Origin of the sequence: Bradyrhizobium sp. 41S5, from assembly GCF_011516665.3 — a bacterium.
GTDB classification, from domain to species: Bacteria; Pseudomonadota; Alphaproteobacteria; order Rhizobiales; family Xanthobacteraceae; genus Bradyrhizobium; species Bradyrhizobium quebecense.
Genome location: NZ_CP083721.1, coordinates 7,083,103 through 7,098,320, shown reverse-complemented (window position 1 = coordinate 7,098,320; position 15,218 = coordinate 7,083,103). Strand labels below are relative to the sequence as shown.

Genomic DNA, 15,218 nt, shown 5'->3' with positions numbered 1-15,218 from the left:
AATCTTCGTCCTATACCCGTCAGGGACGGTCGATACGAAGCTGGGTTTAGAGAATGAAAAAGGTCCTGCTGGGCACGGTAGCCCTGATCGCGTTGGTTGCCCCTTCCTCTGCCGCTGATCTGGCCGCGGGGCCCTACGTCAAAGCGCTCCCAGCGGTCATTCCAATCTATGATTGGAGCGGCTTCTACGTCGGCATAAATGGCGGCGGCGGCTCCGCGCATCAATGCTGGGACGTGGTCAACGCCGGAGGCGCGATTGTCGCTCCGCCCGTCGGCATAGGGTTGCCATAATGCGACGGGAGGCACGGTCGGCGGTCAAATCGACTATCGCTGGCAAATAGCCAACTCGCTGTTTGGCCTGGAGGCGTAGGGCGACTGGGCCGATTTCAAGGGCTCCAACGCCAACCTCGCTTTTGCAGGCGTCCAGGATGAATCCAAGCTTGATGCATTCGGCCTGTTCATGGGCCAAGTCGGCTATGCCTGGAATAACATGCTGCTCTATGTGAAGGGTGGCGCTGCGGTTGTCCGCGACAAATACCGGGTCTTCGATTTTGCGACTGGGCTGACTATCGACAACGGCAGCGAAACTTGTTGGGGCGGCACGGTAGGGGCGCGCCTTGAATTTGGCTTCGCTCCGAACTGGTCCATCGGCGTTGAGTACGACCACCTGTTCATGGGTCATCGGGACGTGGACTTCTTTTTTCACCTGGACTCGTGGGTGGTCCGGCGGCCGCTTTCGCGGGGACTGCCCGTATCAGTCAGGACGTCGATATCGGTCTGGTCCGCCTGAATTACCGCTGGGGTGGCGCGCTCGCCACGACATATTGATCTTCGCCGGAACGGAAGCGTTCGATCACACGGAGCGCTAGAGACAATCCTTGACGCGCGTTGCTCCTCTCTCAAGGTAGTCATCTGGAACGCAAGTTCGCCACATAAATCGGCGCTGGGACCTCTGAAGCAGAGCGCTTGTCGCAAATGCAGGTGTGAGAGGCCGGCCGATCGCGCCGTTGGTGCTAAGTCAGCAGGAGCGGACGTACTTGGAGAGGCACGTTCGTCGTCACCACGTTGCCCGCTCGCTATCTGAGCGGTACCGCGCGATCCTGTGGTGTGCGGACGGCTTGCCTTAGCAAGTCCGTGGCTGCCAACTCGGCCTCCATGAACACACCGTTGCCAAATGGCGCCATCGCGTTTTGAAGGATCGCTGTGATGGTCTGCTTGAAGAGGCGCGCCATGGCTGACCTCGCACCATCAACGCCGATCAGGTTGCCGCGGTGATCGAACGAACGTTGCGGCTGACGCCAGCCGACGCGAGGCCCAGTCGATCCGCTCGATGGCGGCGGAAACTGGCTTTTTCCACACCACGATCCGCCGCATGTGGGCGGCGTTCGGCTTGCCGCACCGTAGCCAGACATTCAAGCTGTCGAGCGATCCGCTGTTCGTCGTCAAGGTGGGCAATATCATCGGCCTTTACCTATCCCAAACCGAGCCCTTGTCCTCAGCATCGATGAGAAAAGCCACATTCAGGCACTCGATCACGAGCATGGACGGCTTGCGGGCAAGCAAGCGCGCAAGCCAAGGATTTGCGGTCGAGCCTTTACGCATTGCCCAGCGCACGGCTGCGCTCGCACCGATGATTAATAGTCGGCGCAGAGTTCGTTCGCCCATGCGGGATGTCTCGCCGAGCTTCTGCTTTCCGCCCGTGGAGCGCTGCAGCGGGGTGAGCCCCAGCCAGGCCGCAAAGTCGCGTCCTCTCCTATTTGCCCGAGTCGTCGGCGCCAGGGCCAACGAGCGACCGTCGCTGTGATGGGCCCGATTCATGCCGCTTGGTCGCGATTCAGGTCAACATGGTTACTTTTGTATATTGACCTCGATCCTGGCAGCCGTTTGGCGTTGCTCCTTCAGCGAGCCTCTTGACCGGCTCGGGCAGCGTCCATGCCAGGCGCCGGACAGCGGCCAGTGGCAACTTGTAGGCGATGGTCTCGAAGCGCCCGAATGTATTGATCTTGATGAACTCGTTTTCCCCTGTCGAATGAGCATAGCTATCGCGTTTGCCGCAAACAGGCTTAATGCCTTCCAAGCTCGAAACCTTGTCGCTGCAGCTCCCCAATACTGTTATGCGTTTGCATTTGCTCGTTCGTCTGTTCGAGGTGGGCGCCGTTCGCTTTGAAATCCGGATCATTCTCCGACCGCTTACCTAACATGTTCGGGCGCCTGCGTCTCAATTGCAAGCGGAGAACGAACTGTATACCGAGACAGCCGTGCCATTCCTCCTCCACCGGTTCGATGTCTAAACGGCGATCCGACTCAAAACTTGGCCTGAAGAGGGGCGCGGGTAACGCTGGCAGCCCTTTCTGGCTGCGGTGGTGCTCAAAATGAGGAGATGTTTGGGTCCTCACGAATGTTGTCAGCTTTGACCCAACATCAACAAGCGCCGCTCTGTCCAACAGAGAATGTAGTGCTTGCAGAAGGACTTTCAGTTCGGCACGTCGCTTGCTTTGCTCAGAACACCATCACACCGCGACGAGAGGACGATGCGGAGAATGCTGTGCTGCGATAGTGCGCGACTGCCGCCTGCTGCTTCCGGTCTTCGTACCGTTCTTCGCCGCAGCGCTTCTCACAGCCCCACGCGCTCGCGACCTTTCTGCTGCTCGAGCAGTTATTCGCGGCGTGCTCTTCGCGGAAGCACCGTTGGCGCTCTATGGCACTGCGATGGCGGCGGTGCTCGCCCGCGATTGCGGGAGCGAGGCGGCATTTCGCCGTTCGGCGCAGGCGGGTCGAGCGCCGCTCACTCTCCGACTATGGTAACGACTCTGGTCGATGGCGCGGCGCTCCCTTATCGATGGCTGCGGCACGGCGGATGATTCTTGTGCTCCTGCTGCGGCTGCAGCGTGTCCACAAAGGGCGGAGCTTAAATGTGCGGTGGCGCGGCAGATTAATAGCGCGCGTTGGACAGCGGAAGACGGGGTGAGGAATGCGTGTTTGCGAAGTCGCCGTTGTCGGCCTCGGGCTGATAGGAAGCTCTGCGTTCCATTCGCTGCTGCGTCGTGGGACCGACGTGCTCGGCTTCGACCCTCTTGTCTTGGGCGAGGCTCGCGGCTCGTCGCATGGCTCATGCCGAGTGTACCGACGCTTCAATTTCGAGAGCGCGGCCTACACGGAGCTAAGCGATGCTGCCTTCAAGGGATGGCGGATGCTGGAGGCCGCCAGTGGACGGACAATCCTGATGCCGACTCGTGTACTCGAAGCAGGACCTCCCGGATCGAAGATGGTGGCCGACTCCCGCGCTGCCGCGCTGAAGGACGCCGTCCCCGGTCCAGCCACGGGAGCGGAAGCAAACGCCGCATTTCCCGCCTTCCGGCTTCCCGAACACTGGGATGTGGTCGTCCAGGAAAGCGGCGGGATCCTATTGGCCGAAGCTGCGATCCGCGCATTTCGCGAAGGAGCCGAGCACCGCATCATTCTGGCTCCGGCCCGAATACGGCCGGTGGCCGCCGGCATCCGTATTTCAATGCCCCAAGAGGTAATCTTGGCCGAGAGGGCCATCATCGCGGCTGGACCGTGGATTGCCGGGCTAGTCCCGGGACTTGCACGACACTTAAAGATCACCCGACAAACGGTCGGTTGGTTCAAGCCGGCCAAACCGGAATTGGTGCGTTACGGTGAGTTTCCGGCGTTCATTGTCGAAGGGGAGAAAGGAGTGGTATACGGCTTTCCCGATTTTGAGGGACGAGGCGTGAAGGCTGCACAGCATGACCATGGGCCGGTCGTGGGGGCAGACGCCTGGCACCCGCAGCCGACCGACGCAGAACTGGAGACTGTTGGATTGACGCTCGCCGAATTGGTCCCCGGAGCGGCGGGCCCAATCGCCGAGCGCGATATCTGCCTCTACACGAACACGCTCCGAGCAGACCTGCGACCGGACGAGGGCAACGAATTCATCATTGACCGACTTCCGGCCGATCCCCGCATCATCGTCGCCTCGCCTTGCTCCGGTCACGGTGCCAAGTTCGCCAGCGCGATCGGTACGATGCTCGCGGATTTGGCGCTCGATGCGAAGCTGATAGCGCCGAAGGCATTCCAATTAGACCGGTTCAGCGGCGTCGAGCCGCCAAGCTCCTGACAGGTCAATGGCGTCCAATTCTGGTATTGCAGACAATGGCGTAATTGCGGTCGTGGGCTCGGGAACCAATGGAGCTCCCGCAAACAACCGAGTCGCCCGCAGCTCTTGCTGGCCGATTCTAGCGGTTGATTTTGAGAGCAGCACGAGATGATGCAGGTTGCTTACAGTCCAGCGCAACTCTTTGCTCGGCGTAAGACGTCCGTTCGCAGGACGTTCGCGGCCTCGAACAGATAGGTCCGAACCTGGTGGTTGCCGCGCTTGGAGATGCCGCCAGCGCGATCGATCCCGCCGATTGATAACGTGCCGGTGTCAGGCCGGGGCGGACCTGTTTCAAGGATTCGAAGTACGAGCGCCAATCCTTCGTTCCGTTGCAAGCCATCTGGAGCCGGGCCGCAGCAATCTTCGCGCCAATGGTCCGAACCGGTCGTCGGTGGCCCTCAGGATCTGGTCCTTGAGCGCGGTTCCGGCGCGCCGACCGTCCGCGATGGCCGGACGCCTTCGGCGCCCCGGTCGGTCAAACCGCGGCTGGCGATCTCGATCTCGCGTTGAAGCGCCTCGATCGTGCGAGTGTGCCTGGCCTCTTCCTCGCGGCGGGCGTTCCGTTCCGACTCGAGAAGGATCTTCAACACCCGTATCTCGCGGCGCTCGACCGGCAGCATCCGCGCGACCTGTTCGATGTCCGCGATCTGCTCGCCAACGAAGGCATCACGGACGATCTCCGCGAGGCATTCATCATCTACCTCATCAGCCATGACAGGCCGATTTCCGAGGTCGTGGTTCCTCGTCGCAAGGATATCGAGCACGAGTTCACGCACGGCTTCGAGGGCATGAGCGCCGATGAAGTAAGTCTGGACGAGTTGCTCGAAGCCCGAGAAACGCTGATCGCCGAGATCGCGGGAAAAATGCCGCAAGCTCATAAGGATTTCCTCATAGGGTTTAAGCGCGGCGAGCCGGATTGGAGCCTGCTGGGCGTCCCTGGCGCGGCGGAGCTGCCGGCGGTGTGCTGGAAGCAGATCAATCTGGACAAGCTTCCTGCCGAGCACTGGGCGAAGCTCGTCGCGCAACTCGAGGAAGTCTTGCGTAATGCCTGAGGTCGGAGGAGGGGGATCTCCGTCGAGCACGCGCGTGGCAACTCGTTCAGACGACATGTCCAGGGAGCACTCCGCCGCCCAGCAGGACTGGAGATTGCGGCTTCAGCTCAGCCGGCGCGAGCCTGACTGCGACGGTCTCATTGCCCGCATGAAAGTTCTGAATCGCTGGCCCGGATTGATTCATTTATTTAATTGGACGGTCGATTCGGTAATTGCGATTCTGGCGCATGTCCGAACTCATGGTGCAATATCTCGTGCTCGAGCGTCGCGATCCGGCCCGCAACATGGCGCGGTTCTATGTGCTCACGATCGAACCGAGGCTGTTTGGCGATACGGCATTGGTGCGTGAATGGGGTCCTCTCGGTGGGCGCGGGCGACGGCGGCTCGATCTGTTCAAGGGGCGCGTGCAGCTGTAAAGGCCCTCGAGTCTTGGCTCAGGCGCAAGACCCGCCGTGGTTATCTCCAGCGAGAATTTCCGCGTTTGGAGCCAGCGTGCGACATACCGCAAGCTGGCTGATTGGCCCGCATGCCTTTGATCGCGCTTCGCGTCCCCGATGAAGTCGCGGTGGAATTCTCAATTCTTGCCGCGACCCAGGGCGGCAAGTGCGCGCTACTGCGGCGATTTTGGAGAGTGTAGCTATCCACCCCGGGGCCGACATCTCGTTCTGTGAAACCGTCTTGTGGGCAATCGACGATCACGCCAAACCACTCCGCGACAGAGTCTCATGGTCCTCTATGAGGAGCGTCCGCCTTTCAGAAGCCACTGCCGTACCCGAAATAACTGCTATGTCCGATCCAGATGAAAACGCGCCGTATTGTACGCGCTCCGCGCCTACGAGACGGAGCGGCAAAAGCAATTCGCGGCTGAAGTTGACGCGATCCAGTTCGACGTTTCGGATTTGCGCTGCGCCATGGGCCAGCTTGTGCGAGGACATGGAAAAACTCGTCGCCGAACTTGGCGGGGCCTTCCTTTCGGCCGATTTCAACCTCACACCAGAGGTGAGGGAAGTGCACGCCGCCTATATCGGATCGTGGATTAAGACCTCGAAGAACGTTAAAAGGGGCCTCTTCACCACTTGCTCGTACGCCCAAAAGGCAGCCGAATATCTGCGCAGCTTGCAGCCCATCTGCGGCGAGGCGCCTGCGGCTTCACCGCAGGACCGGGGTCTGCAACTGGTCGGGTAAATCCCGCCGCCAGCTTCGATCTGGTGCGCCCACTGGCGATCGGCAGGCGCGGTCGTGCGTCCATAAGGACTAAACCTTTGGGTGATCTGGCAAAAGAAGGGCTTGCGGTCCCCCAAACCTAGCGCCACTCTATTTTCAAAGGGGGCGGGTGCCATGGCGGCGGCGCAGGGGCTACAGACCAAGATCTTGCGGCGAGCGAAATCGTACCAGCATTATACCGTCTATCGGGCCGCGCTTGAGTGGGGGCTGACCGATCCAATCGTGATCGAAAGCCGCGACGATTTCAAATCCGAGTTCCGTTGGAAGGGCCGACTTGAGCCCTTCCACCACCAGGTACAAAACCTCATCACATTTTGCCGACGTTTGCCGGTGACCCTACTCGCAGACGATGTCGGTCTCGGCAAAACGATATCCGCTGGGCTTGTGGCAAGCGAGCTCATGGCCCGAAATCGGGTGGCGAAGATTCTGATCGTTGCGCCCAAACTGCTTGGCCCACAATGGAAGGACGAGCTCGGGACAAAGTTCGATATCCCGGGCGAGGTCGTTACCGGAAGCAAACTTGTTTCAGCCGACCCTGATGAAATGGGCGCGGTCATTACGACCTATCATTCCGCGCGCGTCCATCTCGACAAGATTCCCGATGACCGTTTCGACATGCTTGTGCTCGACGAAGCTCACAAGCTTCGTAACCTCTATGGCGTTGATCCCACGCCGCAGGTCGCGAAGGTATTTCACAGGGCGCTGCAGCGACGCCGCTTCCGCTACGTGCTGATGCTGACCGCGACACCAATCCAAAATCGGCTATGGGATCTTTATTCCTTGGTCGAACTCCTCACGGTTGCGCGCGGACACGAAAATCTATTCGGCAACGAAGGCGTCTTTGCCCGCCGCTTCATGGACGATAAGCGCGAAAATGCGCGCGTCCTCAAGCCAGAGGCGCGAGAGGAGTTTCGTAAGATCGTCTATGGCTATATGTCGCGCGTTAGACGGGGCGACGCCAATCTGGATTTTCCCGAACGGAAGATCCAGTTGCACAAAGTCACCCCATCGGAGGAGGAGCTTGCGCTCATCAATGCCATAGCCAAACCGATCCAAAAGCTCAATCGGCTCGCCCAGATCAGCATTCTGCAAGCGTTGACGAGCAGTCTACACGCGCTCATGGCGCAACTCCAGACGATGGCCCGTAACGAGATGGTGCCACGCGAACTAGCGGAAACCGTCAAAGCGATCGTCACGCCCATGAGAACGAGCGCGAAGCTCGAAGGGCTTCGTCAACTCGTTTCGATGCTCAAGCAGCAAACTCCGACCGGCTGGCGAATGGTCGTCTTCACCGGGCGGCGCGAAACGCAGACCACAATTCAGGCATTAGAACTCGGGCTCAAGGTTGGCATTATCAACGGCTCATCGGGCCAGCGGAACCAAGAGACCATCGCGCGGTTTCGTGCCGACCCGCCCGAAATACGCGCCATCGTCTCAACCGAAGACGCCGCGCTTCTGGCCGGCAGATGAAGACGCGGCGCGGGTTCTGTGCGTCATGGCCGCGAAGCGTGGCCTTGTAACGGAACGTCTTACCGGCGCGACATTTATCCAGCGTTGCTTTCGCGATGCTGAAGAGTTTGAAAGTTGTTTGGCCACCTTGGCGGCTCTTGGCGTCGATACTACCGGTCTTGAGTCGGAAGGGCTGTTTCACGCCGATTTGCTCTTGTCCCGCCCTGAGATGGATGCGCGCGCCACCCGTCTCGAAAACATTGTCACCGTCGCCAGCGGCAGGGGTCGGCCTATCGGGCCCCGTTATGTGCATATTGGAGGCAACGCGGGCTTGCAGGTTGCGTTGGAGCCGTGACGGGTTCCTTTTCCGAGGATAGTTGTGGGTATCCCCCAAGGAACTGTACACCGAAGTGGATCATACCCTGACTTCCTGAATGATTACTTTCTATTAGGTCGGTAGTCTTACAGAGAAGCCTTGGTTATGACTACTTCGCCGATTGCGAATCCATGTGTTGCCGTGCCGTATGATCGAGGTCGCCGCTGCGTCAGATTTCTACGATCGAGTGCGGCGTATTGCCGCTTCCAACGTATCGTTCGAAGTGCGGCAAGCGAAGAAGGTCGCACTGCGGCCGACGCCAAGGCCAGGGCGAAATCGATAGCAAAGGTCAGCACGAGCCAGCCGATTAGCGCGCCAGCCAGAGCCTGTTCCAGGCCAGCCAGATCACGCCCGCAATCGCGGCCCAGAAATGGAAGCCGGTCGCGTACGAAGACGAATTTGTCGGCCGCCGCAAGAGCCGCGCCGTTGGCCGCGGGGGCATGCACTGTATAGACCGGCTTCGAACGCTCCGCCGAGGATGGACTCTTACTTACAGCATGATCTTCCGGAAAACCGGCACGACCTTTTCCGGATCATGCACCCGGAGATCAGCCGCCGAGCTGCCCCTTGGTTGAGACGCCAGTATGCATTCGCTGTGGTCTTCCATGCGAGCCTGCAGGAAGACGCCGTCTTGAGGTCTGAGGTCGCATACCCGAGCGGGCCTCGCATCGGACCCGCCTGACGACAGGAGGGGGGCGCTCCGATTCTGTCGGCACCTCTTCACCGGCCTTCGGTTTGAGCCGACGAAATTCATCGACCGACATCATAATCGATCTGGTTTGCCGTGGTTCATGATTGCGACGCGGCCGGATACGGCAGCCCGCTGCATCTCCCCGGATTGCTGCTGCAAATCCTGAGAGGAGAAGGTTCGAATAAGCGCTCAAGGATCTTCACGTATTTATGTATTTTTCTCGAGTAGGTGCGCGGCGCCGTTCGAGCGCCTTGCGATCCCCATTCAAGATGCGGCAGGAAGAGTACTACCACTCTGCTTTTTGTTGGGTCGCCAAGCCGAAGAATCCGTCATTGGAGGGATCCTTCGTCGGCGAAGTCTTCTGAGCAGTTTCGAACCGGCTGCACGCCGACCATTTCACGCTGCCGCACATCGGGCGATCTTCACGGCGGTAGATGCGTGCGGCCCTCAACGGGCCGCGCCTCAGCCTCTGGCTCGAGCGCCAATCGTCAGCTCAAGGATGATGCCGATTGCGGGAATCCATCTTGAAGCAGCCCCATAGAGCAATGAAAATATCCCTGCGGGACTCTTGAGTCTCATTGTTCTAGGCCACGCTCTGCGAGCAGCCGGTGCATGACCTCGCCTTTTATCTCGGCTGCGATTTGGTTTCGGACTTGGGCTCCGAGCACCCGCTCGGCATCGACGTCGCCTACCAGACCATGTTCGGCCAGTCGCAGATCCAGACGGCTTTGAAACTCTTCGCCCATGGCTTCGACAAGCCGGTCCTGCATCGCTGCATGTTCGTCCGGTGCGATGCGCCTCAGCACCGTCTCCCAAGGTTGCCAGCGGGTGGCCATATAGTCGGTGAATTGGTTCGCTTCCCGCTCCCGGACCAGGTCCAGCGCCTCCGTCGCATCATCCTCGCTTACGCGAGAGACCGCCAGGAAGCGCATGTCAGGGGCGACGTGACTGAGCTCCAGCGGCTCGCGCAGCCGATGTTGATAGGCCAAGTAGACTTCCACGTCGTCTATGTCTGGGTCGAGGCTGAGGAGCGAGTTGACCCTGTCGCGCGCGATCTCGTCAAGCGCCTCCAAGCGGAACGCAACACGGCCGCGCTGGATCAGTTCGCCAAGACGATCGTCATAGACGCCGCCCTCGACATCAGCGTTGAGGCGCGCGGTCTGCATACCGTTCCAGTGCAAGGTAACTCGATCCTCGCAGCTCGCGTTGGCCTCGGAAGCCTGTGCAAAAAACTGCTCGCGCAATCTCGGATTGGCCGCCGCCTGCCGCAGATCATCAGCCACTCTCTGCCGAAACTCGTGATTGCCATAATTAACGGTCTCTCGTAGCCTCTCTAGGAACCGTGCGTAGTCCTGCGCGCCGGGCTCATCCGCAAAGTGCTGCCATTCGGCCAGTGCCGAGGGGGCGTCTCCCAGCCAGTGCGCGGCAGCCTCATACAGAGATTGCTGCGCAAGCTGAGGTGGCGCTTCAGCCGCCGCCAGATTAGCGAGGACGTCGTCCGGCAGCGGGTTATCCCCGAACTCGAGGTTCTCCAAATGCGGATAGCTAAAACTCGATAAAAGACCCTCAGGTAGGCTGGTCAGCCGGTTACCGCTGAGATTGAGCGATTGGAGCGTGCTCGGAAGAGGGGCGGGGAGGTTGGCCAATTGATTGCTGCTGACATCGAGTTCAATGAGCCCCGATGGGAGGGAGTCGGGGAGGTCGGTCAGCTGATTGCCACTAACCGCGAGCGAGGTGAGCCTGCTCGGGAGAGCGTCCGGCAGGCTAGTTAGTCGGTTGTCGCTTGCGTTCAGGATCTCGAGCCGAGCCGGAAGGTTGGCCGGCAGACTGGTCAAGCTGTTATCGGCCACCTCCAGCCGAGAGAGGGTCGCCGGAAGAGCGTCCGGCAAACTGATCAACCGGTTATGGCTAATGAGAAGATGCTGAAGACCGGGTGGGAAGCTAGCGGGCAGGCTGCTTAGCTCGTTGTGCCTGGCGCGCAGTTCAAGCAATCTTGGCGGCAGGGCGGCGGGCAAAGCGGTCAGGGAGAGGGAGGACAAATCCAGCAAGTGCGAGCCCGCGTTGTCCGAAACCCTAATTCGTGTGCGCCCCTGTCGCCGATTCTCGGCTTCGCCCTGCCCCTCTTCGGCAACCCAGTTGTCCAGGATCTGCGCGCGCGCGGAGGCCGGGGTCCGATATCCTGTCATGGCTTCGACCAAATCCGCCACGGCTCGGCTGAAGCCGCTGAGGTAACTTTCCTGCTCCCCCTCTTCAGAAGCGTCCGAGGAAGAACCTGCACTCCGCTGTGCCTGTCCTGTGTTCATCAATTTCTCCATCGTCAGAACAAGAATGCCCCCGCTTCTCAAGGTCGCGAAACAGGCTGGTTGTCATGATCATTCGAGAGCCAGCGCACGTGCGCTGCGGCTCCCGCGCGACTCGAGCCGGTACAGGTTCACATGAGCCCAAATGCGGCAAATGGATCGCTACTGCTGCGAGGCTTCCTGCCATTTCGTTGACCAGATTAAGTCCCGGAGGACCGTCAACGTGGCAGCGTTCTGCCCTTAGCAGGCCTACCTGTCGATCAGCTGACGAGTGTCGCTGCAGAACCCCGGGTCGCTCGGTTGCCAGCGGTGACAGAAGTAAGCCCGCCTCTTTATTCCGAGGATGCTCGCCTTATTTCGGGGCTTGAGGAGGTCCTCCGCAATGGAAGCAGCGCCGGCGCCCGCTGCCAGGGCTCGCTCAGACACCTACGGCGGTTTTCCATTGGTTGATCTGACTGCGCCCACGCCGTCTGAATCACGCGACGATGCTAATTCTGTACGGCCGTTTCCGAGCACCTCCGCTGATGCTCAGATCGGGGCTTTAGGTCCGACAGCCTCGTCCCACGGCCGCGGGCTGGTGCTCGAGGACGGAATGGCTGGGCGACGAGCATATCGACAGGGATCACCGGCTCCAGGAGCAGGATTTGCAGAGGTACCATCCAAATCTCGCCGCCCGGACGCGGTTCGTGAATCCCCTCATCGTCCTGCTGAACCTCAGCAACCTCGTTGTCAATCGGCAGGCACTGCAGAACCGACTCAGGGGCTGATGTCGCCGTGGGCGGATAGCTCGTCGACGATGCCGCCAACGTCATCCTCTCCGCCGTCGGTTACAATTTCCGCCGCGTCCTCGCCTGGCTAAGGGCTCTTTGGTACCTCTTCCTGGCTGCCTTCTTCTCAGTCACCAGCCACCGCACGCCACTCAAATCGGCTTCTTAACCGACGCGCCGCGACGACGACGATACTGAAGATCTACTCCCTCTCAACTTCCCCAAAAGCCGCAGCGCCGAAAACCCGGCCTGATATAACATAATCTCTCATCCAGCAGCGAATCCACTGGCTCTCGTAGGGGCCGACTGATTCTATGCGAGATTCAATGTGACGAGAAAGTCGCGCTTACGTTCAAGCGGCACCAGCGGCAGTTGCGCATCGTGCGCAGCCGCCTGGGCCGGATCATCCGCGACATCCGCCGCAAGATCGAAGGCCAGGATGCGCTCGAAGAGGCGTTCGCACTCCCGTTGAGCCGGGCCACGCAGATCCGCTCGCAGCAGCAGCGCCAGCGCGGCTGGAAGCTGTATTCCTTCCATGCCCCCGAGGTGGAGTGCATCGGCAAGGGTAAGGCCAGCGCGCCTTACGAGTTCGGCGTGAAGGCTTCCATAGTCACCAACAACCGGCCTGCTCCCGGCGGCCAGTTCGTGCTGCACGCCAAGCGCTGCCCGATAACCCTTACGACGGTCACACCCTGCGGGACGTCATCGACCGAACCGAGACACTCACCGGGTGCGCGATCGAGCGCGCCTTTGTCGACAAGGGATACCGCGGCCATGACGCACAGAACCCGCGCCGCGTCTTCATCTCCGGCCAGAAGCGCGGCGTCTTCGGCACTATCAAGCGCTAGCTGCGGCGCCGTTCCGCTATCGAGCCCGTGATCGGCCATTTGAAGGCTGAAGGACGCCTCGGCCGCTGCTACCTCAAAGGCCGCGCCCGCTGGGGCAATTCGGTGAGGACATGTCGCAACCATGCGAAGGGCTCAACGCTACAGGCGCGACAGGTCAGCACCAGGCTATAGACAACGGCACTGGCGCTGGCTCCATCAACGGTATCGCTGAAGAGCCAATTTTTCCTGCCACAGGCGAAGATTCTGATGTCGCGCTCAAGAAGGTTGTTGTGGATCGGCATCTCGCCGTCCTCGTTGTAGCGCGTCAGATATTCCCACTGATTGAGCGTATAGGAGACAGCATCGCCGAGCTTGGTGTCGGGCACGACCTTTGCGGCGATTGCTTCGAGCCATGCCTTGAGAGTGTTCAGGACAGGAATGCTGTGTTGCTGGCGGAAGCGGCGCCTGTAATTGGCCCGCGTTTCGCCGTCATCCGGTTTTTCTTCACGCACCTGTCTTTCAATCCGGTAGAGTTGGTCGAAGAACTTGAGGGCTTGCGCCGGCAGCCCGCCGGGTTTCTTCCTCGCTTTGAGGGCGTCGACAAAGCGCCGCCTGGCGTGGGCCACGCATCCGATATGCGTGGCGCCTTTCAACGTGCGCCAGGCCGAGTAACCGTCACTCATCAAGATGCCGCGGTAGTCGCCAAGGAAGGTCTGCGGGTGTTCCTGCCCACGACCAGGCTGATAATCGAACAGCACAATCGGCTGCTCACTGTCCTCGCCGCTGCAATAGGCCCACATGTACGAGGTGCTGGAGGCTTCCTTGTCCTTTTCCTTCAATACCTGAACCGTTGTTTCGTCGCCGTGGATGAGGGCCTGGCACCTGAGCCGCAGTTTCAGTACGTCGTAGATGCGCACATTGATCAGCATCAGGTTCATCGCCCCGCGACCGAGCCAATCCTCCTGCGCCGCCGTTTCCCAGCTCGGGATCGTGACCTCGCCGCCATCCACGCCCCGGACCCGCGGGCGCTCGACCTCGATCTTGCCGCCGTGGAAGCCGATCCGTCCCCGCGTTCGGCCCAAGGTGCGTCCGCCGCGCCGCCTCGCGATCGTGGCGCGGCCCGCCACAACATCCGCCTCCATCATCGTGCCGAGCGCCTCGATCCCTGCCGCAAGGCAGAACCGATCGAAGCTCGCCCGCACTTCTGCAAACGCTTCGTCCACCGCCCCGGTCGCCGGCCAACCAGCCGGTGTGATATCTCTTGTCATGGCGTTGCTCTTCTTTGTGGAATCAGCACCCCGAGCCTACCGGCTCAAGGTGGGCAACGCCGACCTCTTCAGAAATTCAACAGAACCCGGGACATCCCCAGTTCTTGTTCTAAATGGGCGATCTTCTCATCCAGGGACTGCAACTGGTCGACAGCAATCGTAGGATCGATTGGGCCATCGCGGGGGTATCTGCTATCCTATTCAGGAGTTTGGCCAGATTGATCCATCATTCCGATCGCGGCGCCCAGGGCGAACTCCGTCGGAACACCTGTTCTCACTCATGACAGCAACTTGTCCAGCACCTCTGCCGGTTGGCAACATGATAAGGGTCCCAGAGCGGTCGGATCGAAACCGGATCAAGTAGTCCTATCCACGTGGTCCACTTCAGATTTCCACCAGATCGGTCGTGTGTGTTGCAGGCGCGCGAATTCTTGAGCGTCGAAAAAGGTGCTTGATCACAGTCTGCAACCAAATTCCAATTTGCCACCGCTTGGGTCACCAGACTTCCTATTTTGTCTTGCCCAGCTGAGGCGCCCGCGCGCCGGTTTTTGCCCGACGCGGCTGCCATTGCGACACGAATCGTAGCTTTGATCGGCCTGGGCGGCAATCAACATCTCGCAGTCGCGCAGCGCCTTGATGTTGCAGGCATAGGCTGGTCCACGGCGGTTACCTTTCTGTTGGGGATGTCCGGCTTGAAGTTGCATCGCGCGGGTCTTGTTGGCGACCAGCGCCGGGTGCGCCCACAGGTAATCCTCGCTCTTCGTCAGCAAATGCCAGCAGAGCACAGTAAGCTTGCGAGCCACGGCGACCGCGGCGATCTGATGGCCGCGCCGGGTGCGGATGCGCACGAAAAAAGCACGCAGTGGACCGGGCGCCTTGGCCGCTGCCCAGGCCGCCTCGACCAGCATGGCGCGCGCGTGACTGCGCCCGATCTCGCTGATGCGACGTGATGGGCGGCTCCCAGTCCCGACTGCCGCACCCGCGGGTTCAGCCCGAAATAGCTCGCTAGGGGGCGCCGGCCGTCCGGATCGCGGTCGGCACCAGGCGCATACTCCTCCATCCTTCAAGTCAGAGGGACAAGCAGGACTCGATCGCGCCGGGGCGGG

The 15,218-nt window shown here is 60.5% G+C and carries 8 protein-coding genes and 8 pseudogenes; 10 read left to right on the top strand and 6 right to left on the bottom strand.

Annotated features, from left to right (window positions below; all coding sequences use genetic code 11):
* Window positions 1-53 precede the first annotated feature (53 nt).
* Together HAP47_RS34205 and HAP47_RS34200 are read left to right on the top strand one after the other, a co-directional pair.
* A pseudogene (locus HAP47_RS34205) lies at window positions 54-827 on the top strand (outer membrane protein).
* A 155-nt stretch (window positions 828-982) separates the two neighbouring features.
* Window positions 983-1,538 (top strand): annotated as a pseudogene (locus HAP47_RS34200) (helix-turn-helix domain-containing protein); the annotation flags it as partial.
* Here the strand turns inward: HAP47_RS34200 and HAP47_RS34195 are convergent.
* Window positions 1,530-1,813, bottom strand: a pseudogene (locus tag HAP47_RS34195) (transposase); the annotation flags it as partial. The pseudogenes HAP47_RS34200 and HAP47_RS34195 sit on opposite strands and share 9 nt — an antisense overlap.
* Window positions 1,814-1,833: 20 nt before the next feature.
* Window positions 1,834-2,076, bottom strand: coding sequence for a hypothetical protein (locus HAP47_RS34190; RefSeq protein WP_173640830.1), 243 nt, complete (start codon window positions 2,074-2,076; stop codon window positions 1,834-1,836).
* Between the two features lie 894 nt (window positions 2,077-2,970).
* Here HAP47_RS34190 and solA point away from each other — a divergent pair.
* The 6 genes and pseudogenes from solA to HAP47_RS34160 form a co-directional block, all read left to right on the top strand.
* Window positions 2,971-4,119: an N-methyl-L-tryptophan oxidase gene (gene solA / locus HAP47_RS34185; RefSeq protein WP_173640831.1), complete on the top strand. Its 1,149-nt coding sequence runs from the start codon at window positions 2,971-2,973 to the stop codon at window positions 4,117-4,119.
* 545 nt (window positions 4,120-4,664) lie between these two features.
* Complete coding sequence (locus HAP47_RS34180) at window positions 4,665-5,210, top strand: nucleotidyl transferase AbiEii/AbiGii toxin family protein (protein ID WP_166104020.1); 546 nt, start codon at window positions 4,665-4,667, stop codon at window positions 5,208-5,210.
* A 227-nt stretch (window positions 5,211-5,437) separates the two neighbouring features.
* Entirely contained in the window at window positions 5,438-5,626 is a 189-nt protein-coding gene (locus tag HAP47_RS34175; RefSeq protein WP_371821701.1) for a WGR domain-containing protein, read from the top strand.
* Between the two features lie 517 nt (window positions 5,627-6,143).
* Complete coding sequence (locus HAP47_RS34170; protein ID WP_231168562.1) at window positions 6,144-6,395, top strand: zincin-like metallopeptidase domain-containing protein; 252 nt, start codon at window positions 6,144-6,146, stop codon at window positions 6,393-6,395.
* Window positions 6,396-6,548: 153 nt separating this feature from the next.
* Window positions 6,549-7,904, top strand: a complete 1,356-nt coding sequence (locus tag HAP47_RS34165) for a DEAD/DEAH box helicase (protein WP_231168560.1) — start codon at window positions 6,549-6,551, stop codon at window positions 7,902-7,904.
* Between the two features lie 31 nt (window positions 7,905-7,935).
* A pseudogene (locus HAP47_RS34160) lies at window positions 7,936-8,238 on the top strand (class I SAM-dependent methyltransferase); the annotation flags it as partial.
* A 328-nt stretch (window positions 8,239-8,566) separates the two neighbouring features.
* Here HAP47_RS34160 and HAP47_RS34155 read toward each other — a convergent pair.
* Complete coding sequence (locus tag HAP47_RS34155; RefSeq protein ID WP_371821700.1) at window positions 8,567-8,701, bottom strand: DUF2628 domain-containing protein; 135 nt, start codon at window positions 8,699-8,701, stop codon at window positions 8,567-8,569.
* An 824-nt stretch (window positions 8,702-9,525) separates the two neighbouring features.
* Window positions 9,526-11,253, bottom strand: a complete 1,728-nt coding sequence (gene nopM, locus HAP47_RS34150) for a T3SS effector NEL-type E3 ubiquitin ligase NopM (RefSeq protein WP_173640832.1) — start codon at window positions 11,251-11,253, stop codon at window positions 9,526-9,528.
* A gap of 792 nt (window positions 11,254-12,045) precedes the next feature.
* On the opposite strand from nopM, the pseudogene HAP47_RS34145 reads away from it, so the two are divergent.
* Window positions 12,046-12,186, top strand: a pseudogene (locus HAP47_RS34145) (IS5/IS1182 family transposase); the annotation flags it as partial.
* A gap of 173 nt (window positions 12,187-12,359) precedes the next feature.
* Window positions 12,360-12,952 (top strand): annotated as a pseudogene (locus tag HAP47_RS34140) (IS5/IS1182 family transposase); the annotation flags it as partial.
* Here the strand turns inward: HAP47_RS34140 and tnpC are convergent.
* Together tnpC and HAP47_RS34130 are read right to left on the bottom strand one after the other, a co-directional pair.
* A pseudogene (tnpC, locus tag HAP47_RS34135) lies at window positions 12,934-13,758 on the bottom strand (IS66 family transposase); the annotation flags it as partial. The pseudogenes HAP47_RS34140 and tnpC sit on opposite strands and share 19 nt — an antisense overlap.
* A gap of 809 nt (window positions 13,759-14,567) precedes the next feature.
* Window positions 14,568-15,121, bottom strand: a pseudogene (locus tag HAP47_RS34130) (transposase); the annotation flags it as partial.
* Window positions 15,122-15,218: the final 97 nt, after the last annotated feature.